The organism is Paenibacillus sp. FSL R7-0312 (assembly GCF_038004445.1).
Classification (GTDB): Bacteria; Bacillota; Bacilli; order Paenibacillales; family Paenibacillaceae; genus Paenibacillus_AQ.
Window position 1 is genome coordinate 218,733 of the sequence record NZ_JBBORE010000001.1, and the last position, 23,314, is coordinate 242,046.

The window sequence follows — 23,314 nt, forward strand, 5'->3', positions numbered from 1 at the left end:
AACATGCTCCTTTCATTAGGTGAAAATCAAACTCAGAACCCCTTACTGCCGCGGTTCCGGCGCGGCGGAGGGAAGCCGTCCGCAGGTGTGACCGCAGCTCCGGCGGCTCTCCCTTTGCGGGACAGGCGTCCTTCCCCTACAGGTACTACATACGTAAACAATGTAAGAATAGCAACGAGCACCAGCAGTGCCAGCAGGCGGATCATCGGGTCTGTAACCGTATCCCCGTTAAGACCGAATTCGAGAATCAGTCCGGCAGCGAGCCCGGATAATGCGCCTCCGAAGCTGAAGCTGCGGGCCAGATGGCGGTTATCGAATATAATGCCAAGACCGAGGCCTAGTGCGGTACCAATCAGGATCAACGCAAGAATCCTCACTACAGCATAATAAGGACTATCTGCTGCCCTATCGCTACGCTCGGTGAGCAGGGTCCGGTCGCCCAGACGGTCATAGATCTGCTGGAATACCTCGCCAAGCCGGTTCGCATCTGTAACATCATAATACTGGCCGCCAGTCACACTGGCGATATCCTGCAGCAGATTGGAGCCGGACGGATCCTCCAGGGCAAGCCCGATGGTATTGACCGCAATGCCGCGATCCACAAATGCATTCAGCTCCGTTGACGTATCAAACTGGCTGAAGCCGTCGGATAACAGAATGACCATCGCTCCGCGGTCCGCCCCGTCTTCATTAATCACATTCATCGCTTCTGTAAGGGCACCGCTGATATTCGTTCCGCCTTCGGTAGTCTGCAGGCTGCTGATAACTTCCGACACCTTCTCCCGGTTCTCCGCTTTGGAGAGCGAGATCAGCGGCTGGACTACGGAAGCCTCATGGCTGAAGGTAACCACAGCCACCTTGTTATCTTCATCCAACTGCTGCACCAGTGCTCTGGCTGCTTCGTAACGGCTGTTGTTAGGATCACTCTCCAGCATGCTGCCGGAATCATCGATGACCATGACGACATTCTTGACTGGCTTGATGCCGCCAAAGTTCAGTTCATACACGAACTCGGTCAGCGTACCTATGCCAAACAGCAGCACCACTGCCAGCGGAAGCATTTTCCATGACGTACCGAGATAACGGAGCTTCCAGGACTGGCCATTCAGCTTGGGCGAGATCGTCTCGGCAACCACGCTGCCTATCGAGACACAGAGCGCGGCAAGGGCAAAATAGATCCCAACCAGTACAATCGGCGGCAGGTCATACGGCCTGCGGTCCAGGAGCAGCTCGCCAAGTACAAAAGCCACACCGCCGCCCAGCAGACTGAAGAGCAGCAGGAGGAGATTGATTTTACGCTGCATTAATATTCATCCTTTCCGGAAAAAACTTAATAATAATGCGCTTGAAGCCGGGCTTTGGTGCTGGAGTTTCAACTGCAGGGTGAATAAGCTGTAAATTCTATTCTGATGCATTCTGTACAACAGATTGCCGTAAAAAGGGGCTGAAATTTCATTCTATTGCACTTCATGCAGCAGAATGTATGAGGATTATCCTAATTCACTAAGTTGGCCCAACTCTGTTGCACAAAATACAATAGAACCTTTTTTCAGGACAAATCAGGACCAATCTATTGTACTTTTGCAGCAGATTAGCTGCAGCGAAGCTAATGCTGCCCTGTCTCAGACCACTCAGACTCCTAAGTGTCTCAGTCTAAATGCTGCATAGAGTGCACTTAAGAATCCCACTTGCTGAATGGCTGAAGCCCTTGCCTCACAGTCGTTCACCTGTCAGTACATGATCATTCCTGCGTTCTGCTTATAGCCGCTTATCCTGCCAGTTCTGCCCCGGGCACGCCAGCAGGTTTCTGCCCTGTTCCACCGCATTTCCAATGTACGAACCTCATCTCATTTCCGGCAATTGCTCCTCAGCAAGACCATGCAGCGCATAGCCGCTGCCCGCATAGGTCTCATAATATACCTTGCCGTTGCGGTAATAGAGCAGATCCTCCAGGTGGAAGCCGCCCATCAGATTCAGCTTCTCCACCCCGCTCCTGCGCTGCTCATGCACGAAGCCCAGCCGGTAGATGCGGGTCGTCTCGTCCGCACCGAAGGCATAGCGCAGGAATTCGGAAGCACTGTCGCCGAAAAAGTATTTCTCCTCATGCCGGTGCTCCTGTGTATATTCAAACAGGCGGACATTCATTGCCGCCTCCTCCTCAAGACCCCGGTAGAGCTGCTTGAACAGCTCCTCCTTGGAGACAATGTCCCGGTTCTCATAGGCTGCCGCGACATTGGCACGCCGCAGCAGCTCCTCCTCGAACGGAAGCGTGAACAGCCCCGCCGTCAGCAGCTCCCGGCGGCAGATCTCAATTAGCCGCTCAGCTACAGCATCGCCGCCGCGCCGCAGCAGCTCCGAGAGGCTGCCCATAAACCGTTCACTGAAGAAGATATTCCCGCCCCGCCGCGTCTCGATATCCTTCATGACCTCTTCTGTCACGCTGCGGTAATACTCCATGATGTTCTGATCCACGGTATCCTTGCTGCGGCCGATACTGGTGAGGGCCAGGCTCTGCAGCTCCTCCTCCAACGCTTTCATCGCCAGGACCTTGGCTCTGCTGTCCGAATGAAGCTGTTCAAGCGCCGCATCATAGCGGAGGCAAAGGGCAAGCTCGCTTTCGAGCCGGAGAATCTCGTATTTCTTACCATATACGGTATCGAATAAATAATGAATGAAATTACGCACAGTCCGTTTATCCAGCAGCGGCACCCGCTGGAACGGCTGGCGTTCTACACTCTCCGCATAGAGCCGTTCCAGCTCCTCCTGCGCAGAGAGCAGTGCCGAACGCAGTCCGCCCATATGCTGGCGCAGGGCATGGAGCACACTCCCTCCGCCCTCTGCCAGCTCAGCTGTCCATTCTGCGAGCTGGTAGAAAGTCACCGGCGGAGTTGCCTGCTCCTCGGCGGCCAGAACGCCGGCCCACTCCCGGGGAGGATCGATGGCCGCAGTCCTTCTTGCGGACACTTCCGCAAAGTTGCTGCGGAAATAAGCCTGCCCGCCTTCGCCGAAGAGCAGCTCCTCAGCTTCGCGCAGCGACAGCGCTCTGAGCTCCGAGTAGGACGGGCGTCCATGGCTCATCAGCCCGGTCATCTCCGAGAGACCGGACTCATCCGGCAGCAGCTCCGCCGCGCGGGAACGCAGGGAATCCGCTCCGAGTCCCAGCAGCGCCTGCCGTTCCTTAAGGCTCCGGCTGTTGCCGGCACGCAGCTTCTCAGCCAGGTAATGCAGGGCATGGTAGAGCACCGCCAGCGCAATCTGCCGGTTCGGCCTGCGTACCGCCGAGAAACCGGCCGAAGCATAGCCTTGTCTGCCCGTGCTGCCCCGGATGCCGCTTTTGAAGGTCATATTATTGTAGCCGCCGTGCCCGGAAGCATGATCAGCCGCAGGCCGGACACGGTTCTTCAGCAGGCTGATATGGGCAATAATCTCATAATTGTCGTCCATCCCGTGGACGGACATCAGTCCGCGCTCGTTCTTGTCGGAGAGCAGATAGACCAGATCGAACAATGCGGAAGGGCCATGGTTCACGGGGATCGACAGCCCTTCCTCCGTAACCAGAAGCGGAGCGCTTAAGGCATAATCCGCCGCCTGCATCCCGTCCAGCTCACGCAGAAAAGCCAGCCCTACCGAGCTGGAATAGCCAAAGTTATCCCCTTGCTCCCGCTCGTTGATCAGCGCATACAGATCGGTCTGCACCGACTTGAACGACTGGCTGAGGATGGCGCGGGCCAGCAGGGCAACCTCAGGCAGCAGCACATTCAGCGGGTCATCAACACGCGTAACGACCGACAGATGGATGACATCGAACGAAGAATACAGTCGTCCATAGTCCGCTATGCTGTTGCTTAACTGGCGCAGCGTCCGGTTCATCCCGGCCAGGTACTGGCTGTCCTCATGAAATTCACGGTACAGCTCTCGCCGGACCGTCCGGGGATCACGGCCCGCCATGTTCGGCAGGGCCATGTGCAACACGCGTTCATGAACGCTGCTGTTACCGCTGCCGATCCATCCCTTGATTCCATCCTTCTCCTGCGTACTGCCGCTGCCGCTGGGAGAACCCGCGTGCAGCGCCATGACACCGCCTGCATTGTCCCATTTACGCTCGCAGCGCTCCAGCACCGGACCGATGGCCGGGGTCACCTTGTCGCCGAGGAACAGAAAGAGAGCAGGGTAATGGATGCTGCTGCGCCCATCCCCCTTGTTATGCTGCGCTTCCTCCTGCGCAGCGTACTGCTCTGCATATTGTAAGGCCTGATCTCTGATCATAGGCCTACTTCAGCTTTCTGCGGATGCTGCCGAGCTTGCCGGTCAGGCTCTTATAGAAGCCGTACATTTCATCGCCATTTGCATGCTCTACCCGCTCATATTCCAGGCTGTCGCGCGCCTCCAGGAAGGATACATACATCCCTTCCAGCTTATACAGCAGCGGAGTCACATCTTCCGCCGCCGTCATCTCTCCCGCCCGGCGTGCCGCCTTGCGCAGCAGGAGACTGCGGCTTTTCTCATCGAGTGCACGGAAATGGCGGTAGACGGCATACTCCACATAGCTGCGCTCCTTCATCAGGTTCGCGAACGGCTCCCAGGCATCTTCGTCCTCGTCACGGTCATAGACATAGAGCGCACCTTTTTTGGTGATGGTATCGGTGTACAGTGCCTCGATGAACTGGTCGATCCACTTGTCTTCATCCAGATGCTGATGGACCAGCACTTCGAGTTCCGCTGCCTTGGCCGACAATGCGTCGTATTTCGCCAGCTCTTCGCGGACACGGGCAATCAGCTGCGGTGAGCGGATCAGGTTCTCCTGGGCCAGCTCACGGTTGATGCTGCCGAAGATGTCCTTAATTCCTTCACGTTCCAGGCCGCCCGCACACAGCGCTTTGAGCTCTTCAGCGGCTTTTCTCACTTCGCCCAGATTCGGACGCGACGAGCCAAGCTGCAGATCATAACCGCTTAGCATTTTATCCAGATCAAACGGCTTCGTGAAGTTGACCGAGAAGCGGCTGCTCGTATTCTCGTCGATGCCTTTCTCGATAATTACACCCGCCTCCAGGGCACGTAAGAAGTCAGCACGCACTCTGGCATTATAATCACGGACCCGCGCATTCACGTAGGTATCACCCCATGACTTCTCCGGAATCGGGGAAGGCAGGTAGGTCCAGTTATCCTTGTCAGTCATCACGAGATGGCGGCCGATGCCTTCCTTGTCCAGGATGGTCCGTTCATAGTTCTCCTCGAACACCCGCAGCGGCGTATATACAAACAGCGGCACCCCGTTACGTGTATTGAGCCAGAAAATCCGGTTCTTAACCTGGCTTTCCTTGATCGTGAACTGCGATTTGCCGAGCGCATTGTTCTGATAATTGCGGATTCCCTTCAGAATACCCGGCGCCTTCACCGGCACGGATACGAAGCCCCAAGACGGGAAGTGCAGACTGCCGGAGCTGTTGCTGAGGTGGAAAATCGGCACCGCATCCTCATCCAGACGTCCGGCGATAATCCGCTCCACGAACTTATCCAGCGGCTCCTCGCGCCCGTACTTCATCACCAGGAAATCTTCCATTGAACGGGTAATGAGATCACCGAACTTGTCGCTGAGGAATTCAGAGATCGAACGGACGATATCAATCTCCTGCTCTTTGACCCAGCGTCCGGAATGCTTCAGCATTTCGCGCGTGAAATCACGGATCAGATCGTCGCCGTCCTTCTGGTCCATCACCTTAGAGATCGTTGCCGAAATATCCGGCACGTTGACGATATTCCAATAGTAGGTTTTGTTACCCTTATGATCAGCCTGCTCTTCGCCATTGATGAGAATGTCGCCATTCTTCTCGAAGATTGAGCTGAGCGCTGTCAGAATTTCCGTGAATACGCCATAGATCCGGCTGTTCTCTTCATTCAGAAGCTCGTACAGATCCTCGTAGAACTGGATCATCTGCTCGGTGCGCTCCACATCGGCATGCAGCCAGTATTCATTGATCTTGGCTTCGATATAGGCGTTCTTCTTCTTCTCCTTGGAGACAAAAGCACTGCGCGCATCGCCCAGCTTCTCCTCTGCACTGTCCTGCGCCGTCTCGATATCACGCGGCAGACGCAAGAGGCTCTCCCGCAGCGCTTCAATATACGACTGAATCAGCTTCAGGATACAGAAGCCCTTCTCCGTGTAGAGCAGCCGGGATACATAGAACGGCCCCTGCTCCGGATGCAGGAAGATCCGCTCCAGCTCCTCGCCGAAACGTCCGGTAATTTCGCCCGGCAGCTGCTTCTTCGCTTTGATGTATTCTTCCCGCGCACGGGCGAGGAAGTTCTGCTCCAGCTCCGTATCCATGCTGACCACCTGGTTCTTCACTACATTGGCATGGCTGAGGCGCTCGCTGTTCTGATAGCCGGGCAGCGGCTCCGGCACGCGGGACTCGAAGGTCTTGATCATCGTATCGAGATCAATGCCGAGCTTGCGTGCCATCTTCTCCACATCCTCCTGCCCCGGGGCGTGATGGAACATCTTGTCCATCTTGTCGAAGAGGCGGAAGGCCAGATATGTGGTCATTTCCTCAATCGGCAGCACCGCCGAGGAAGCGCCGATGATGTTGTATTCATAATTCGCAGGATACGTCTTATTCATCTGCGCAATGTTGGTGCGGATGTTGCTGATATAGTCATGGATGGCGAATTCCTCGCCGGAGGCTTTTTCCTCGCTGGCCATGAAGTTGGTAATATTCTCAGCCGTTACATTCATGCAGTAATCATAGGCATTCTCCAGAAGCTTGCCTTCCGTATTCGTCGCCGAGATCAGATGACACAGATTGAACGGCGGCAGCGGCGAATTGACGCTCAGGATATTGCCGTACTGCTGGCGGAACCGTTCGCCCCGGCTATCCACATTCATCCAGTAATCCAGCTCTTTGAGCGCAGCATAACCGTTCTTGCGGATATACTCGCGGGTATGCTCGCTAAGGCTCTTGTTCGCCAGATTCACATCCGGGGTGAACAGGTAACCCAGCGTATTCACACGGTCGATTCCGGCAGCGCCATAGTCACGTTCAATAATCCCCCGGACAATGTAGGCAATATCCAGAAAAGCTCCGCTGCCTGTTCCGCCGGACAAGCCGGTAAGCAGGAAAACCATCAGCTTCTTGCTGGTGCCGACCGACAGCGTCTTGATCTTCTTATCAATCGCAGCCACAACCTGATTGATCTTGGTGAACAGCAGCAGACGTCCGGCCTGACGCACCCCGGCGGCTCCGTTCATCCCGTCCGTGATGCTCAGCTCCGGCGACAGCCAGTCTGTAATGTACGAATCAAGAATGCTGCGGTTCTGCAGCAGTCCGCCGATCTCGGCATTGGCCAGCAGCACGAATTCATTCTGCGGGTCGAGGCCGATGCCTTTGTATTTTTTGCCGCGGTCCTGTTCATTGGTCTCGAACGCCAGGAATTCCACATTGTCGGGCTTATCCCGTTTCTTCTTGGACAATGGATCTTCAGGCAGCTTGAAGCGGCGGTTAATCTGGTATTTCAAGCGCAGCAGGGCATCGATGCCCGTGCCGCCAAGTCCGATAATCAGAATCGGGTTGTCTATGGTGTCCACTCTTATTTTGTCGCTGACGATTCCTCCGCCAAGCGATACATCGAGCTGCTGAATATGTTCTCTTACTACCGGTTTCATAGGTTATCCTCCTAAAAGTTATGCGTAGCGCTTCTTCCTGAACATGCTTCGTTCAAAATTGACTCCGGAAGCTTACGCTTAGTCAGCTGTTATATCAAATATTCGAGTAATATCGTCTTGTCTACTGTCTGCAGAGAGACCGATACGCGGTCACCGCTCTTCATTTCCAGGCCCCGCGAGGTATCAGCGGCACGCCCTGACCGTTCCACGGAGATGCCTTCGCCCCCGCGCAGCATCAGCCGGTCATTGTTCCCCGGAGTGAAGACCAGCTTCTCGCTCTCCTTCAGTTCAGGAGCCAGCTGCAGCAGCTGATGTAATGTGAATTTACCCCGGAAGCCTGCAAGCTTCTTATACTGCGGATAGGTCTTCTCTCCGGTATTGCCGTCCAGCACTTCCACAACCAGCTGTCCGACAAAACCGCGGTTTGATCTGCGGCGCAGCAGCCAGAATGCGGCGGCGGCAGCCAGCAGGAGTACAATCCCGCCAATAATATAGTACAGAGTGTTCGAGGACTTCTGATCCGTTACCGGTTCTTCACCAGTAGTAGTCCCCGCTCCCGGAGGGCTGGTAGCCACCGTTCCCGTCTTGGCATTGATCTTAAGTACATCGCTCTCCCGGTAGAAGCTGCTCTCTTCAGCCCGGACCTTCAGGTCGTATTCATGATTGTCTTGTATTTCAAAAGCACCCTTAAACTCAGCACCCGAATTGTCCATCGGAATCTGCTGCACCGTGCCGGTATCAACATCTGTAGCCAGCAGCACTGCCTTCATCTCCTGGTACAAGCTGCTCTCTGTAACCTCAGCACCGTTGCTGAACAGATGCGAGGAGATGTCGACGGTGTCGCCTTTGCGGTAGGACTGGGAAGGCAGCGCATCAATCTTAAGCTCCAGATCATAGTTGAATACCAGATTGATATCGATCTTGTCCTTCGCCACACCCTTGACCTGGAGCTTCCAGTCTCCCTGCTCCGGCGAGAGCAGCTTGATCAGCGTGTAGGTAGACGACTTGGACACCAGCACATCATCCGAAGGAATCGCGACTTCCTTCCCGGAAGGATCACTCAGCTTAGCGGTTACAGGCTGCGAGGACATAATTGAAATATTCGCTTCCAGTACACTGCCGTTCGGCACATTGACCGTCACTTCCTGATAGTCGCCATTCGCCGTAATCGACGGCACCGGCACCACCTTCAGCTTCAGATGGCTGGCAAAAATCTCGCTGAGAATCTGCGGCAGATCATCCGCGGAATCTGTTGTGAACGCCTTGCCGCCTGTCTGATCGGACAGATTAGACAGAATCTCCTTGTTCAGCTTACCATCCGCATTGAGCCCGATCGTGTAGACCGGATACCCCTTCTGCTTCGCAGTTTCTACAGCGGCCTTCAGTTCCTGATCCGACCGGGCCTGTGTAGCTCCGCTGGCTTCATCTAAGTCATTGTTGCCGTCGGCCAGCATTACGATCATCGGCTCATGGCCAGGATCGCTGCCGTTCTCCAGCACCTTCACAGCTTCTTCCATTCCGACCGCTATATCCGTGTAAGGTCCGCGGTTCAGTCCGTCGATGAAATCCTTCAAATCCTGTTTGTCCCCGGCAGAGGTGATGCCAAGCAGGGCCTTCTCGCGCTGCACCTTGTCGGTATAGGCAACGATCCCTACCTTGTCTCCTTGCGTGGACAGCATATCTATAAACATCTTCATCGCTTCATTCGCGATCTTGTTCTTGTCACTCTTGTTCATGGAGTTGCTGACATCAATCAGCAGTACAGCATCAATATGGGACGGCGCGGCAGAAGCAGCGCTGGCCGCTGCGTCTCCGAAAGGCAGGACAGCGATGCATAGAATCAGCAGCAATGCAGGAAAAATGCGCTGCAGTCTATTCTTGATCGTTCTGGGGTTACGGTGTGTACGAAGCATAAATAGGGCTCCTCTTGTGTTAAATTCGGCGGATCTGGCAAATCCGGCAGCATAGCTAAATTCTGTAAATAGTATGCCATTATGATATAATTAAACCTTGTAAACATCAACATTGTGACCGCTGGACCGGCACTCCCGTCTGGTAGAATCGCCATCTTGAGACGGATGGATTATTCTAAGTATACGCCGTGTTCCTGAATATTTGATTAAAAGACCGTAACCAGAGAGAAAGGAAGAGTTCCATGATTACATACGTCATACTCGGGATAACGTTCCTCTATGCCGTTATTCAGATCTCCTTATACGCTTCACGCCAGCGGAAGCCGCTTACCCGTGAGGATATAGACGACCGGCTCCTTGCTGCACTGAACGGAGGCGACACAACCCGTGAGTAAGAAGAAACCTGTTACCTTCCGGCCGTTCAAGGCTCCACGCTATTCTTATGAGAAGCTCCGCATCTGCCGCCGCTGCGGGCGTTACACCGCCCTGGGCGAGGAACGCTGCACCCGCTGCGGCCGTGCCTCACTGACCCCCGTGGAGAAGCAGGCGGTATCCATTGCCGGGCGCAAGATGCATACCCGGCTGCTGCTTATTCTTCTGCTGACTCTGGCCTCGGTCTATTTCGGCCAGAGCCTGCAGCAGATGGCGCTGTGCGGTGCTGGCGGCATCGTGATAGCCGGACTGGTCTACTATACGCAGCGGAAAGTACGGCAGAACGAAAATTTGTATGCCCTTAATGAGCTGCTGGGCCGTAACATCCTCAGAATTAAGGAAGATCTGGAGATTAACCGCCAGGAGGCCGTATCCGTCCTCCGTGAGAATGATGTCCTCGCTTATGAGAAGCTCCGCGAGCTCTCCATTCTGCTGCGCGGAGACCGGATCTCCCGCCAGCGCGTCGCCCTGCTGCACGGCTTCCAGCTGCGCAAGGACATGGTTCTGGAGCTGGAACAGCTGCTGCTGAAGGACTTCGAGCCGCTGCTCGCTGAATATATCGGTGAAATCGCCAAGGTCCGACCCGATTTGATTAAAGACCGCACCCTTCGCTATGTGAAGAACTACGAAGTGCAGATTCTCGAAATGGACAAAGGGCTGGCTATTCTGACAGTCGTTGCCGGGGCCGCCGTTCGCCTGAAGCGTTATGCGCTGCTCTATTCCGGACTGATCGGAAGATATGTACAGGAGCTGCCCAAGGACCGCTTCCTGCGCTTATCCCGGCTGATCGCTGCGAACCCCTATGAGCCGTGGAACGGCCTGGATGCCAAGGTGGCGGAAATCCGCGAGCTCAAGTACCGGTGGGACCCTGAAGTATAAGGATGATAGCTGGCAGCACGCGCAATCCTTATATCCGAATAAAGGGGCTATACTATATGACGATCAAACAAGCATTAACCCTGCGGAATATTATGATCATTCTGTGTATCTTCATGCTGGTTCTGCTGGGACAGAAGGCCCTGGCGATAGAGGACAAGATTCAGACCGTGCGTGAGGCTGAGCGGCAGTATGCTGCAGGAGAGCTTATCGCTGCCGAGAACCAGTACCGGCTGGCAGCGGCAAACACGGCAATCTTATACAAGGAAGAGCAGATTAACGCACGGCTTAAAGAGCTCGCTCCCATAACGGCTATACGCAGCAGCCTACGGGGACTGGTATTAACCCTGGAAGACCAGTTAACGGTCAAGGATTTCACCGGATATATGGAGAGTTACGCCTCCCTGCTCAGCCTGAAGAGCAAGTATATGGTTACGGGAGGACTTTATGAGGTCTATTATCGACAGCTGTCTGCTGATTCAGGCATTTCGGAGAAGATGACGGCAGGGTTCCGGCAGTTCAAGGAACAGTTTCTTGCCGGGCTCACGGAGAGCCAGAAGAACGCAGCGAATAACACGACCGGCGCCGGAAGCGCAGAGAGTGTCAAATGGAGCCTGCTGCAAATCCCCGATGCCTATTACGGCGGGCCCGGGGCCAAGGAAGAATTACTGGCTGCGAAATTCGAGGCTCATGACACCGCCAGGCTGAAGGCTCTGGCAGCAGCCGGAAGCTTCCAGCCTATACTGGACAGCGCCTTATCTATGGAAGAGGCTTATCAAAGCCATAGTTATACAGCGGACTGGATAGCGGATCAGGCTCAGGAAAGTACCACACTTATTCTGAGCAAGGACCTGGACGGCGATCATACCGCCGCCTTCGCCGGACACGCTGTGGCCTACCGCAAGTATGCAGAGTCTGCGGGTATAGCATCCTCTAAGGTTCTGAAGCTGATCGACAGCAGCACCACCAGGCTGCTCCGCGAGGCGGCACGCCAGGTCCGGGGTGGACAATATGCCGAAGCCATCCGGCTCTACGGGGATCTGAATCCGCTGCAGGACACCTCCGAGGCGGTTGCCGCTGCGACACTCGCCTGGAATACCGCTGAACCGGTGCGGCTGCTGCCCGGGGGAGATGTGCAAGGCAGCTATACCCTTACGGCCTCCGTCACCGGACGCTATGGCGCTAAGGTGGCTGTGGCCGGAGTGGACGCCGGCGGCAGGCTGGTCTACGCCGATATGAGCGATGACGGAACCCTCTCCACTCGCACCGGCGGCACCATTCCGGATGCGGCTGCGCTGATAGAGCTTACTTTTGACGAGTCATTGTCTGTCTATTCAGAAGTACCTGTAGTTACAGCTATAGGCAGCCGTGAGGACGGGCGCCGTACGTTTACAGCCTACACCATTAGGCCCGAGGGGATCTCGCAGCTGTTCAGCTTTGCCGGCAGCAGCTATGAGCTGATGGCAGAAGACGGCTCCATCCGCGTATCGGATACAGACCTCGCCGACGGTCAAGACGGGCAGACGGCCATTTTCCGCCAGGTGAACGGCGCGTATGAGTTCTCGGAAATCTACCGGGAGGTTACGTATACCCCTATAGACGCTACACAGCTGGAGCTTCATCCTTATGAGAAGGTGACGCTCTCCTGTGATGTATACATCGACTCTGCCGGAAGAACGGTCGCCAGCTCGAACGGGCGTGATCTGATCCTCCAAGGCGAAACCGGCGGGGTTACCGGATTAGCTGTCGTCAGCGGCCAGTTCGAGAACGGCTATGACTATGCGGAGACGGATGCCGGCGAGCAGTATGTACCTGTTTTTATTGTAGATTCGATTGGTAGTTTAAGCATTCAGATACCCTGATCCGGCGGATGATCCGGGCATGCCAGAAGACGCAAGAGATGAACGGTGATTCTGCCGTTTGTCTCTTGCGTCTTCTTTTGCGGAACATGGAGGGGACAACTTCCCGATCGGTTAAAATAAAGCGAGGCACTCTTTATATGCATCAGTTGCCGCGTATTTCCTCCAGCAGCTCCATGATATCCGCCTCTTCAACCGGAACCGAATAGGAGCCGTCTGCGAAACGCTTCATCTCTCCGATGCCGTCCTGGAAGACGAAGCGGATACGGCCGCTGCGCACTTTTTTGTCCGTGTACATCTTGTCCACCAGTGCCCTGTTAGAAATAGAATCCGGGATTTCCGTCGGCAAGCCTGCCTTCTTCAGCAGTGAGACTACACGATCAGCCTGCTCAGCCGTCATATATCCATACTTCACACCCAGCCTGGCCTGAATGACAAGCCCGACTGCAACGGCCTCACCATGCAGCAGCTGGTAGCCGCTGAGCGCCTCAAGCGCCCGGCCTGCCGTATGACCCAGATTCAGAATCTGCCGCAGGTTGCTCTCATGCTCATCCTGTTCCACCACTTCGTATTTGATCCGGCAGTTCGTCAGCGCGATATGTCCGCACACTTCCGCATCCAGGATAAGCCCACCCTGTTCTGAGATGATCCTGCCGATATTCTCCTCCAGGTAACGGAAGAAAGTCTCATCGGCCAGGCAGGCATGCTTGATCGTCTCCGCCAGGCCGCTGCGGAACTCACGGGCTGGAAGGGTGCGCCATGCTGCCAGGTCTATGTACACTTTGCGGGGCTGGTGGAACACGCCGATCAGGTTCGTGGCGACAGGTGTATTCACGCCTGTTTTGCCGCCGACAGAGGCATCTGCCGCTGCCAGCAGAGTGGTTGCATAATTCAGGGCAGGGACCCCGCGGCCAAAGGTGCCGGCCAGAAAACCCGCCAGATCCGTTACGGCTCCGCCGCCCACGGCAATAATGCAGCAATCCCGCCCGTAGGCCTGGCTTAACAGCTGGTCTTCCAGCAGTGCCTTAGTTTCACGGGTTTTGGAGCTCTCTCCGGCCGGAAAAGAAAATAAATCCGCCTGAAAGCCGCTACGCCGCAGCAGCTCCAGTAAGGGACGGCCGTACAGCGGCTCGACCGTAGAATCGGTAATAATGGCGAACTTGCTTACATCCGGCAGAAGTCCCTGCTGCAGATCGCGGATCAGGGAACCGAACAGACCCTCGCCAATCTCAATAATGTAAGAATGATCGACTACCTTTTTGAGTACCACTTCAAAGCTCTTAGACATGAACTCTGCCCCTTTCCTGTTCAACACTCTTTAATTGAATCGTCTCCTTCATTTGCGGATCAACGTCCGGTAGACGAATTTGGGCAGGGCGGATTGTCTGCGCCAGCGTGATTTCTGGCCTTTGGCAACAGGTGCGAACAGGAGCCTGTGGGCCCACTCCAGATTCAGCTTTTTCCAGATGGCCGGTGCCGGCTTCACTTTGCCCGAGATTACGTCCAGACTGCCGCCAACGCCAAACACAACCTTAACCCCGCTGAGCGCCTCCTTATGCTTATACAGCCATTTGTCCGAATAGGGAGCGCCCATCGCAAGAATGAGAATATCCGGCTTGGCCTGCTGAATACCGGCGATAACCCCTGGCTCCTCGGCTGCCGTAAAGAATCCGTGATGCCTTCCGGCAATCTTCACCTGCGGATAGCGCAGGGCAATTCTCTCCACCGCTTGTCCGCTGGTCACTTCATCCGTCCCGAGAAAATAGAAACTCCAGCCCTGCTCATTCCCCTTCACAAGCAGGCTTAGCAGCAGATCGTAGCCGGTCACCCGCTCCGGAATGGGATTGCCCTGTCTTCGAGCTGCCATTATAATCCCGATCCCGTCTGGCACGATCAGATCCGCCGAGCAGATAATCTCCCGGAGCCGCCCATCCGATTGACTGGCCAATGTAATCTCCGGGTTCGCTGTAATCAGGTGAAACACCCCTCCCTGTCCGCCCCCGATGTGCCTGTCCAGCAGCGAGGTTGTCTGTTCAAGCGTCAGCTTGGAGAATGGAACCCCGAGAATGGAAACCTTGTCCTTCATCGTTTCACCTGTCCTTCCCAATCCTGCAGAATGGCCCGCTGCAACCTTACCTGTAAAAATATACTGAATGCGGATCTCCTGATCATCCTTCACGCGGTGAATAATATACCGCAGCGACAGATCGTAGTAGGCTATGAATCTCATAAGATAACCATATATTTACACGGGCAATTTCACCATACCAACATCGGTATTTCTTTTCAATGCTGAAAATTACTTTAGCCGGTTATGGAGCCTCCGCCCGGTGGGCAGATGCTCCTTCTTATTTATAGGGTATATGCAGTTGTTCTGCCGCTTTGCGCTTGCTGCTGTGACGGAAAGAATACAGCTGCCAGACTGAAGAAAGGCCTACTGCGGCTGCACAGACAGCGAATACAGCCAGAAAGCTCCCGTTCGGACTGCCTCTGTCACCAATCATCAATCCGCCTGCCGCCGTGCCGAACATCATGCCAATGTTGCGTGACAAGGCGAGCAGGCTGCTGACCCGGCCAAGCTGCGATTTCGACGCCTGCCCCATAACAATACTTGTGTTAGGTGAAGTAATCATCCCCATTGCGCAGCCGAGCAGCATAACCGGCAGCACCATTGCACTTGTCCTCAGCACAGGTGAGCCGAAGCCCAGCGCCAGCAGCGTGACACTCATCAGCAGCAGTCCGGCGGTAAGGATGCCAAGCGGCCCTTTGCGGTCCGCGATGCTCCCGCTGACAGGAGCGGTCACCACCAGCGCCAGCGGATATCCAATCATGATCAGCCCCACCCAGGCAGGCTCGGCCCCGGATATACGCAGCAGCGAGGGCAAAGCCAGCTGTGCGGCGAAGGCCGCCATATACGTGATAACCGTAATGACGATGCCGGCGGTAAAGCTCCGGTCAGTGAACAGGCTGACACCGCTGTCCGCTGGCGGGAATTCACCAAGCGGCCCCCTCTTATCCCTGCTGCGGGAGAAGCGGGCATGTGCGGTATAAGCAGCCGCCATTCCGGCTGAAGTTGCGAGCAACAGCAGCACGGGCAGAGACAGGAATGAGGAGCGGCCGCCGAGATCGAAGGCTATCATCAGCGAGGAGAGACAGGCCGCAAACCAGGCAGCTCCGGCGAGATCCAGCCTGCCCCCGGCCGTTTCCGTATCCCGGGGAATCAGCCTGTGCGCAAGCACGCCTACGCCCGCCGCCACTACGGCCAGCAGCCAGAAGTTGCTCTCCCAGGTGAACCACTGAATCAGGAACCCGCCCAGACCGGGACCTGCCATGGAGCCGGCAGCGACGAAGGTGCTCATCAGCCCCAGCGCCCTGCCCCGCTGCCCGGCCGGAAATACAGAGACAATGAGGGCCATATTGGTCGCCTGATACATGGAGGCCCCGGCTCCCTGCATGACTCTGAAGCCAAGCAGCATGGCTTCGCTCTGGGCAAGCGCACAGCCCAGGGCTCCCGCCGCGAAAGCGAACAGGCCCAGATTATGCACCTTACGCCGGCCGAACCTGTCTCCCAGCCGGCCCATTACAGGCAGCAGCACCGAGATCACCAGCAGATAGATACTGACGATCCACTGGGCAGAGGCCACCGGGAACTGCAGATCAGCCGCAATATCGATGAGCGAAATATTGAACATACCGGCAGATAGATTGGACAGAAAGGCCCCGAGGCAGATAACCACCTTGACCGCCGAACGGTTCACGGCTTGCCCTGAAGACCGTACCGGTGAATTCATATCATCCGCTGCAGGGCGGGCTGATTCCACATCTTCCAGCTCTCTTCAATGTCTGCGGCTGAAGCCACCACGCCGAAGTAGCCCTTCATGTTCTCCAGCGTCATCTCATGGGCGGCCCGGGAATAGGAGGCACAGGCATCCTGAACCATCACAATCTGATAATCCAGCATGAAGCCGTCCCTTGCCGTCGACTCCACGCACACATTGGTGCTCACTCCTGTCATAATCAGGGTTTCGATCCGCTGCGAACGCAGCACAGAATCGAGGCGGGTATTGATAAAGGCGCTATACCGGTGTTTATTTACAATAATCTCCTCAGGAAGCGGGGCCACCTCGTAGAATTCAGCCCCCCAGCTTCCTCTGCGGCAGACCCCCAGCGAACCGCGCCCGGAGCGGGAAGTCCAGACCGGCGAATCGGTCGCCTTTTCATGGAAGGTCTGGATATAGATCACCGGCACGCCCTGTGTCCTCGCCGCTGCGATCAGCCCATGCAGCTGCGGCATCATCTCGCGAACGTCTGACACATCATTTCCGCCAGTGGCAAGTGCACCTTCCCCATGGCAGTAATCGTTCTGTACATCAACTATAATAAGTGCGGTTTTATCAGGCATAATCAGATCTGCAGTTAATTCCATCGTCTTCACCTCTTTAGTTTTTGAAGGTCTATGGCCCGCCGCTTAGCTTATTTCACTGCTGTCTTGTTTACAAACTGCATATCGACCAGCTCATCGTAGGTATATTCGCCTTTATAGATTCCGGTCTTGATCATCACGTCCATGTCCTTGTCCAGCGCCTCCTCCGAAATCATCCCATCCGGACTCCAGAGCTGATCGGCATACGCCCGGTCAAGCGCAGCTTGTGCCGCATCATCGGAGAGTGTAGGGAATTCAGCCTTCAGGACGCTCATCGCCAGAGCTTTATCCTCCTGGATGGCTTTCAGTGCTTTCACGACGGCGTTAACCGCCTTCTGCACCGTTTCCGGGTCCTTCTCCAGGGTCGACTTCTTCACGCTCAGCACCGAATAGGCATAGTCGCCCATATCATGGAATTTGTAAAAGGGTTCATCCCATACCCCCTTGGCGATCCCGTCACTGATCTGCGGCTCCGCACCGTTCGCAATATCCGCAGCCCCCTGCTGAACCATCGCCACCACGGTGGAGCCATCCGCCGGTTCAAGCAGCCGCACATCCTTCTGGGGATCAAGCCCAAGCTCCAGCAGCAGATATTGAGTCAGCAGGTTCGGCGTTCCGCCATGACGTCCGGCATTCAATTTCTTGTCCTGCAGGAAGGCCTTCAGCTCTTCCTCAGAGCTGCCCGCAGGGGCTGTCCCTTTCTTGGCCATCAGATAGACATTCGCGCGGTTCACTACATTGCTGACCGAGACGATCGGGTCCGAGTTGCCGATATTCGCCAATGCATTGGACTCCGGTCCGCCGATGACACCCCAGGCATCCCCGCTGACCACCGAGGTCACATGGGTGCCGCCCGCAGCCTGCAGCATTTCAACCTCAAGCCCTTCATCGGCAAAATACCCCTCGCGCTGCGCCACGTACAGCGGCAGATAACCTGTGTAGTGCAGCGGCTCGGCAATGATCAGCTTCTTGAGTTTCCCCGCTTCGTTGCCGGCAGCGGCGGCTTCAACTTCCGCATTCCCTTTGCTGCTGCAGCCGGAGAGCAGGATCATTACAGAGGCAAGCAGGACAGCGGACAACTTCACTTTGGTTACATTCATCATTGGTTTCTCCCCTTTATAAATGATTGCTCTCGCCTCAAGCCTTCTTCATCCCGTATCCCTTGGACAGCCATTTCTCCAGCAGCACCACTCCCGCATACATCACCATCGACAGAGCAGACAAGACCACAACCCCTACCCAGACGAGATTGATATCAAGGATCGTACCGGCGTAGATCACCATGCGGCCAATTCCGTGGCTGGAAGCGATGAATTCCCCGACAATCGCACCGGCCAGCGAGAGGGCTATATTAATCCGCAGACTGCTGATCATCCAGGGCATCGCCCAGGGGATGACCACCTTGGTAAATACCTGATGGCGCTTTGCGCCAAGCGAATACATCAGCTTCTCCATATCCTTGTCCACACTCTGCACGCCGCTGTGCGCCGATAAGGCTGCAACGACTACCGTCATGGCAAAAGCGAGCGCCACCTTGGAGAAGAATCCGATGCCCAGCAGAATCACCAGCACAGGAGCAAGCGCCAGCTTCGGCATGGCATTGAGCAGGATCAGGAACGGTTCACTGATGCCGGCGAATCTGCGTGACCACCAGAAGGATAGACCGAGCAGCGATCCGATCAGGGTGCCGCCGATGAAGCCCAGAACCGTCGAGCTGGAGGTATAAGCGATATCCTCCAGCAGAGTACCTTGCGTCATCTGTGTCCACGTTGTGCTGAGGATCCGAACCGGGCTGCTCCAATAGTACGAATCCATCCAGCCGATCCGCGTAAACAGCTCCCAGCAGAGCACGATCAGCAGCCCGACCGTCAGCCGCCCGATCCCGACAATCCGCTGTGTCCGGCGCTTCATCCCCTCTTCATCCACGATGACGGGTTCCTTCTGCATTTTCTCAGGTTTGACCGAATGGATCGGGGCTGGCTCCAGCTTGTGAATCACATACCCTTTCTTTTGCACACTCTCCATGGTTGTTCTCTCCTTCTACAAGTTTTGTAAGTTCTACGAGATATGGGCTGCCGGCTCCTCGCCTCCGCCTGACAGCAGGTCCAGCAGATGGGCTTTGAGCTCCATGAATGACGCAGATACCGTATCCTCCTTATGTCTCGGGCGCGGCATATCCACAGTAATCTTGGAAATGATTCTGCCCGGCCGACCGGAGAAGACATAGATGTCGTCAGACAGGTAGATGGCTTCATCAATATCGTGGGTGACGAATAACACCGTCTTGCGGAAATCCTCCCAGATCTCCAGCAGCCAGTTCTGCATGGTCAGCCGGGTCTGGGCATCCAGTGCGCCAAAGGGCTCGTCCAGCAAAATAATATCCCGGTCGTACAGCAGCGTGCGGAGCAGCGCTGCCCGCTGGCGCATGCCTCCGGACAATTCTGCCGGATAATGGCCGCCGAAGCCTTTCAATCCATAGCGGTCCATCAGCGGCTGGGCCCGGGCTACCGCTTCCTTACGCGGCACCCCGCGGATCTCCATGCCCAGAATAATGTTATCCAGGATCGTTCTCCAGGGGAGCAGCATGTCCTTCTGCAGCATATATCCGACATATCCGGTCTTTGAGGCGATATCATCACCGTCAGCAAGCACGCGGCCGGTAGACGGCGGAATCAGACCTGCTATGATATTGAACAATGTGGATTTGCCGCAGCCGCTGGGGCCGATTATACTGACAAATCTGCCTTGTTCTATGGAGAGATTCGTCTCCTGCATGGCGATAATCTCCTGGCCGTCACGGCGGAACCACTTGCTTACACCGGCAATCTCAATCTTTGCTTTCATAGACTCAGCTCCTTATTAGGTTTAATAGCATTTGTAAGCCCGGATAAACAAAAAGCCGCCAGTTTTAGACACAGCCCCAGAGGGCAGATGTCCGAAAACTGACGGCAGGTCGGCTCTCCGGAAGATCAGAGTTCCAACGTAACGTTCAGGTAATGCTCGAGGTCCTTCTCCAAAATTATGATCGTACCGGAATACTCGGTCTCCACATCATAATCTTTAAGAACGGCCTTGATATTCACTTGAAATTCATCCAGAAATGCCTGCTTGATTTCACACTTGAATACTTCATGCAGCACCAGATTAATCTGGCGGCTGGCCGTGGCATCATGGGTATCCAGCACCTTCAGTACGGGCACCCGGCTGTTAATGGATAGAATAATAATCTTGTTCCCCACGAAGTCGACCTTCTGCTGCTTGACGCCGGCGTTAAACAGCTTCTTGTTGATTTCGTTGTAAATCCGTAAAATATCCTGTTTCCATTGTCCGGCGGAAGCGATCATTGCGATCACACCTTCATAGCTATTAATAATGTTACATTATGTCACAATAACGTCAACAACTGCATCATTGTCCACCGCTTATACATCATTATAGATAAAAAGGTAGAGTTGTCAATGAATTTACGTAAGATAAATTAACACGTTAATCAATATTTCGGAATATATGTAATGTTAGTTTACACATAAAAGCTATCATCCTAAATATTTACAAAATAATGCTAATGAATTATAATAACTACGTAACTACGTAATTACATAATTTTGAAAGTAGGTGATCTTCTTTCATGACCCGTGACTTAAGCAGCGAACTGGATACGCTGAAGCAGCAGGTGGCCGAGCTTCAGGCGGCAGTCCAGCATTGGAATACAGAGCGGAGAAGTTTGGCAGCCTATGCTGCTCCGCCGGAATCTTTGAATTCAGCTGCAGAAGCGGAGCAGTCCGGCGCGGGACCCGGATCTGTATTTTATTCCGGCCATGCCCGTCTTAACGGACAAAGCTACCGCTGGGAACCCCAGGAGCGCCCAATGGAACAGCTGCTCGAAGTGAACAACGAGAAATCAGCCAAAGTACTGGCGGCATTAAGCAACCGGCAACGGCTGGACATTCTGAAATCCGTCATTCAGGAGCCGCTTACAGGCATTGAGCTGGTGGAGCGTCTGGGTATGGGCACTACCGGCCAACTGTATCATCATCTCAAAGCATTGACTGGCGCAGATTTATTAGTGCAGGAGAGCGGAGGCCGTTATGCTTTCCCTTCTCATCGCCTCCTCCCCTTCCTCCTGCTGCTAGCTTCGGTTAGTACTCTGGAGGATACAAGTGACTATATGGACACGATGAGAACAAGAAATAACGCGGGGATCTACCTGGGTCCTGCACAAAATTTCGATGTTCATCACCTGCTGTGGGCCGTTATCGAGAATCCGGTGATGGAGCATGCAGCCGGATATTGCAGCGAAATCGGGATATTTCTGCATGATGACGGAAGCGTAACCGTAACGGACAATGGCCGGGGGATTCCGGTAGCGTCTCTACCAAATTCCAATATACCTGCTGTTCAATCCATTCTGACCGATATTCATAGATTTAATGGAGACGGAGCTTTTAAGGTGCCTGGTGCTGAGCAGGGAATCAGCATTGCCGTGGTCAACGCCCTCTCCGGCAGACTTACCGTTGATATCCGGCGAGGCGGCAGAATGTACCGCCAGGAATATAGGCATGGTGTGCCGCAGTCCGGACTGATGACGGTTGGAATCGCGAAGGATACGGGGACGAGTGTGACTTTTAAGCCGGATCAGGAATTTCTGGGCACAGGCTTTGAACAGGCACGGCTGAATGAACACAGTCATGAGCTGATGAAGGCCTATCCGGGACTCTCCATCTTCATTAACAACTAAACCGGGCGGAGGAAATGAAAGGAGACTGCTGCTATATGAAACTTGAAACGATCTATAGTCATGAGGATACGCTGAAGATGCTTGACTCTCTTTTTCGGGAAGAAGGGCAATGGTGGGATCAGTTCTACGAGGACCGGAATAAAGGGATTCCTTTCTTCAAGGATCGTCCGGATGAGAATTTGGTTGAATACGTAAGCAAGCGGCATATTACACCCGGCAAGGTGCTGGAATTAGGCTGCGGGGGCGGCAGAAATGCGGTTTATCTGGCTCAGCAGGGCTACGCCGTGGATGCCATTGACATCTCTCAGGCAGCGGTAGATTGGGGAAGGGAACGCGCCTGCACACATCAGGTGGAGGTGCATTTCGCCCGCAGCAATATTTTTGACCTGAGCCTGGAGCCAGGCAGCTACGACCTCATCTATGACAGTGGATGTTTCCATCACATCTACCCCCATCGCAGAGCAACCTTTCTCGAATTGGTGAACAGGACGCTTAAGCCTGGCGGGTATTTCGGATTGGTCTGCTTCGCGGCCGGCTCCATGGGTGCGGAGATCACCGATTGGGAGGTGTACCGGCAGCGGAGCCTCCGGGGCGGATTAGGATTCAGCGAGGATAAGCTCAAGAGTTTCTTCAGCAGTTTGGAGCTCATAGAGTTCAGACGCATGCGCCAGATGGAGCAGCAGGATGCGCAGTTTGGGGAAGCTTTTCTGTGGACCGCCTTGTTCAGAAAAAATTAACGGAGTACTTGTCCTTTTTCCACATCCACCCCATGTCAGGTTTGGTTCAAGCAAGTGTACAGCTCATCTCCCCTATCGTATTCAGCTAGCCTAAAAGGATCGCCGATCGACAAAACGCCGCTGCTCTCGGCTCCTGACTAACCGGAATTTGTCCGGGACTTTGTACCAGCTTTCCGCCGCAGCAGTGCTGCCATCCACGCCACAAGGATAACCAGGGCGATCCCGCCGGCTAAAATATAAGCATTATAGAACAGGTTGTTGGTATATTGGTTAATCCAGCCGAAGCGGAATACGACGGAGTCCTCATCTCTGGTAAAACCCCTCAGATGTACTCTCAACGCATCGATGTATCCGGTTTCCAGCCAGATGGCGAGCGGCAGCACAACGAGCGCAGAGACAGCGATCAACAGACTTGGCAGGCTGAATACGGCTTTCAACCGGAATAATCTGTAGAGCACCAGGCCCGCACTGCACAAAAGAATAATGCCAAACAGCCATCCCGCTGCAAGCATGATAATTCCCGGATTGCCGTTGCCGGATATCGTTCCGCCGGTTTTATATTTGAATGTCATCCCGTCTGTCAACACTACCAGGATGATATTAATCAGCAGCCATATCAGCAGTTTCCGCCAACCCTTGCCCATATCCATTCTCCCCTTTCCATAATTAAAAAAGG

At 54.8% G+C, this 23,314-nt stretch carries 18 protein-coding genes; 5 read left to right on the forward strand and 13 right to left on the reverse strand.

Features of this window, described 5'->3' with window-relative positions; genetic code table 11:
* Positions 1-32: 32 nt before the first annotated feature.
* From MKX70_RS00940 to MKX70_RS00955, 4 genes are all read right to left on the reverse strand, one after another.
* Positions 33-1,304 carry a vWA domain-containing protein gene (locus MKX70_RS00940; protein WP_340790012.1) on the reverse strand — a complete coding sequence of 424 codons (1,272 nt, stop codon included), beginning with the start codon at positions 1,302-1,304 and terminating at the stop codon, positions 33-35.
* Positions 1,305-1,842: 538 nt separating this feature from the next.
* Positions 1,843-4,266, reverse strand: a complete 2,424-nt coding sequence (locus MKX70_RS00945; RefSeq protein WP_052415984.1) for a transcription initiation factor TFIID — start codon at positions 4,264-4,266, stop codon at positions 1,843-1,845.
* 4 nt (positions 4,267-4,270) lie between these two features.
* Positions 4,271-7,660, reverse strand: a complete 3,390-nt coding sequence (locus MKX70_RS00950; RefSeq protein WP_340839365.1) for a tubulin-like doman-containing protein — start codon at positions 7,658-7,660, stop codon at positions 4,271-4,273.
* 89 nt (positions 7,661-7,749) lie between these two features.
* Positions 7,750-9,573, reverse strand: a complete 1,824-nt coding sequence (locus tag MKX70_RS00955; RefSeq protein WP_340839366.1) for a vWA domain-containing protein — start codon at positions 9,571-9,573, stop codon at positions 7,750-7,752.
* Positions 9,574-9,815: 242 nt separating this feature from the next.
* On the opposite strand from MKX70_RS00955, the gene MKX70_RS00960 reads away from it, so the two are divergent.
* Genes MKX70_RS00960 through MKX70_RS00970 form a run of 3 tightly spaced genes read left to right on the forward strand, consistent with a single transcriptional unit; the run spans position 9,816 to position 12,743 of the window.
* Complete coding sequence (locus tag MKX70_RS00960) at positions 9,816-9,968, forward strand: hypothetical protein (protein WP_340839367.1); 153 nt, start codon at positions 9,816-9,818, stop codon at positions 9,966-9,968.
* Positions 9,961-10,884 carry a hypothetical protein gene (locus MKX70_RS00965; RefSeq protein WP_340790270.1) on the forward strand — a complete coding sequence of 308 codons (924 nt, stop codon included), beginning with the start codon at positions 9,961-9,963 and terminating at the stop codon, positions 10,882-10,884. The genes MKX70_RS00960 and MKX70_RS00965 overlap by 8 nt, the downstream gene beginning before the upstream one ends.
* Before the next feature lie 56 nt (positions 10,885-10,940).
* Positions 10,941-12,743, forward strand: a complete 1,803-nt coding sequence (locus tag MKX70_RS00970; protein ID WP_340839368.1) for a hypothetical protein — start codon at positions 10,941-10,943, stop codon at positions 12,741-12,743.
* Positions 12,744-12,885: 142 nt separating this feature from the next.
* Here the strand turns inward: MKX70_RS00970 and aroB are convergent, their stop codons facing one another.
* The 8 genes from aroB to MKX70_RS01010 all read right to left on the reverse strand — a co-directional run bounded on the left by aroB (position 12,886) and on the right by MKX70_RS01010 (position 20,507).
* A complete protein-coding gene (gene aroB, locus MKX70_RS00975; protein WP_042232778.1) occupies positions 12,886-14,028 on the reverse strand; it encodes a 3-dehydroquinate synthase in 1,143 nt (380 codons plus the stop codon).
* Between the two features lie 48 nt (positions 14,029-14,076).
* Positions 14,077-14,970, reverse strand: coding sequence for a WecB/TagA/CpsF family glycosyltransferase (locus MKX70_RS00980; RefSeq protein ID WP_340790273.1), 894 nt, complete (start codon positions 14,968-14,970; stop codon positions 14,077-14,079).
* A gap of 118 nt (positions 14,971-15,088) precedes the next feature.
* Complete coding sequence (locus MKX70_RS00985) at positions 15,089-16,561, reverse strand: MFS transporter (protein WP_340839369.1); 1,473 nt, start codon at positions 16,559-16,561, stop codon at positions 15,089-15,091.
* The gene (locus tag MKX70_RS00990) at positions 16,528-17,166 is read right to left on the reverse strand and encodes a cysteine hydrolase family protein (RefSeq protein ID WP_042232776.1); all 639 of its coding nucleotides are present in this window, start codon (positions 17,164-17,166) and stop codon (positions 16,528-16,530) included. Before MKX70_RS00990 ends, MKX70_RS00985 begins: the two co-directional genes overlap by 34 nt.
* Before the next feature lie 47 nt (positions 17,167-17,213).
* The gene (locus tag MKX70_RS00995) at positions 17,214-18,263 is read right to left on the reverse strand and encodes an ABC transporter substrate-binding protein (RefSeq protein WP_042241559.1); all 1,050 of its coding nucleotides are present in this window, start codon (positions 18,261-18,263) and stop codon (positions 17,214-17,216) included.
* A gap of 37 nt (positions 18,264-18,300) precedes the next feature.
* Positions 18,301-19,110 (reverse strand): ABC transporter permease, encoded by an 810-nt coding sequence (locus MKX70_RS01000; protein ID WP_445323697.1) that lies wholly within the window; start codon positions 19,108-19,110, stop codon positions 18,301-18,303.
* A gap of 111 nt (positions 19,111-19,221) precedes the next feature.
* Positions 19,222-20,007, reverse strand: a complete 786-nt coding sequence (locus MKX70_RS01005; RefSeq protein ID WP_042232771.1) for an ABC transporter ATP-binding protein — start codon at positions 20,005-20,007, stop codon at positions 19,222-19,224.
* A gap of 125 nt (positions 20,008-20,132) precedes the next feature.
* On the reverse strand, positions 20,133-20,507 hold the full coding sequence (locus tag MKX70_RS01010; protein ID WP_171720587.1) for a Na-translocating system protein MpsC family protein: 375 nt from the start codon (positions 20,505-20,507) through the stop codon (positions 20,133-20,135).
* 284 nt (positions 20,508-20,791) lie between these two features.
* Here MKX70_RS01010 and MKX70_RS01015 point away from each other — a divergent pair, with 284 nt between their 5' ends.
* The gene (locus MKX70_RS01015) at positions 20,792-21,901 is read left to right on the forward strand and encodes an ATP-binding protein (RefSeq protein ID WP_042232770.1); all 1,110 of its coding nucleotides are present in this window, start codon (positions 20,792-20,794) and stop codon (positions 21,899-21,901) included.
* 35 nt (positions 21,902-21,936) lie between these two features.
* Positions 21,937-22,638: a class I SAM-dependent methyltransferase gene (locus tag MKX70_RS01020; protein WP_340839371.1), complete on the forward strand. Its 702-nt coding sequence runs from the start codon at positions 21,937-21,939 to the stop codon at positions 22,636-22,638.
* A gap of 137 nt (positions 22,639-22,775) precedes the next feature.
* Here the strand turns inward: MKX70_RS01020 and MKX70_RS01025 are convergent, their stop codons facing one another.
* Entirely contained in the window at positions 22,776-23,282 is a 507-nt protein-coding gene (locus MKX70_RS01025) for a hypothetical protein (protein ID WP_340790278.1), read from the reverse strand.
* Positions 23,283-23,314: the final 32 nt, after the last annotated feature.

Bases quoted from the DNA above. Each gene is read 5' to 3' on its own strand.
- MKX70_RS00960 (WP_340839367.1), top strand. From the start codon at position 9,816: ATGATTACATACGTCATACTCGGGATAACGTTCCTCTATGCCGTTATT.
- MKX70_RS00980 (WP_340790273.1), bottom strand. From the start codon at position 14,970: ATGAGATTCATAGCCTACTACGATCTGTCGCTGCGGTATATTATTCAC.
- MKX70_RS00940 (WP_340790012.1), bottom strand. From the start codon at position 1,304: ATGCAGCGTAAAATCAATCTCCTCCTGCTGCTCTTCAGTCTGCTGGGC.
- MKX70_RS00970 (WP_340839368.1), top strand. From the start codon at position 10,941: ATGACGATCAAACAAGCATTAACCCTGCGGAATATTATGATCATTCTG.
- MKX70_RS01005 (WP_042232771.1), bottom strand. From the start codon at position 20,007: ATGAAAGCAAAGATTGAGATTGCCGGTGTAAGCAAGTGGTTCCGCCGT.
- aroB (WP_042232778.1), bottom strand. From the start codon at position 14,028: ATGTCTAAGAGCTTTGAAGTGGTACTCAAAAAGGTAGTCGATCATTCT.
- MKX70_RS01020 (WP_340839371.1), top strand. From the start codon at position 21,937: ATGAAACTTGAAACGATCTATAGTCATGAGGATACGCTGAAGATGCTT.
- MKX70_RS00950 (WP_340839365.1), bottom strand. From the start codon at position 7,660: ATGAAACCGGTAGTAAGAGAACATATTCAGCAGCTCGATGTATCGCTT.
- MKX70_RS01025 (WP_340790278.1), bottom strand. From the start codon at position 23,282: ATGGGCAAGGGTTGGCGGAAACTGCTGATATGGCTGCTGATTAATATC.
- MKX70_RS00955 (WP_340839366.1), bottom strand. From the start codon at position 9,573: ATGCTTCGTACACACCGTAACCCCAGAACGATCAAGAATAGACTGCAG.
- MKX70_RS01015 (WP_042232770.1), top strand. From the start codon at position 20,792: ATGACCCGTGACTTAAGCAGCGAACTGGATACGCTGAAGCAGCAGGTG.
- MKX70_RS01000 (WP_445323697.1), bottom strand. From the start codon at position 19,110: ATGCAGAAGGAACCCGTCATCGTGGATGAAGAGGGGATGAAGCGCCGG.
- MKX70_RS00945 (WP_052415984.1), bottom strand. From the start codon at position 4,266: ATGATCAGAGATCAGGCCTTACAATATGCAGAGCAGTACGCTGCGCAG.
- MKX70_RS00995 (WP_042241559.1), bottom strand. From the start codon at position 18,263: ATGAATGTAACCAAAGTGAAGTTGTCCGCTGTCCTGCTTGCCTCTGTA.
- MKX70_RS00990 (WP_042232776.1), bottom strand. From the start codon at position 17,166: ATGGAATTAACTGCAGATCTGATTATGCCTGATAAAACCGCACTTATT.
- MKX70_RS01010 (WP_171720587.1), bottom strand. From the start codon at position 20,507: ATGATCGCTTCCGCCGGACAATGGAAACAGGATATTTTACGGATTTAC.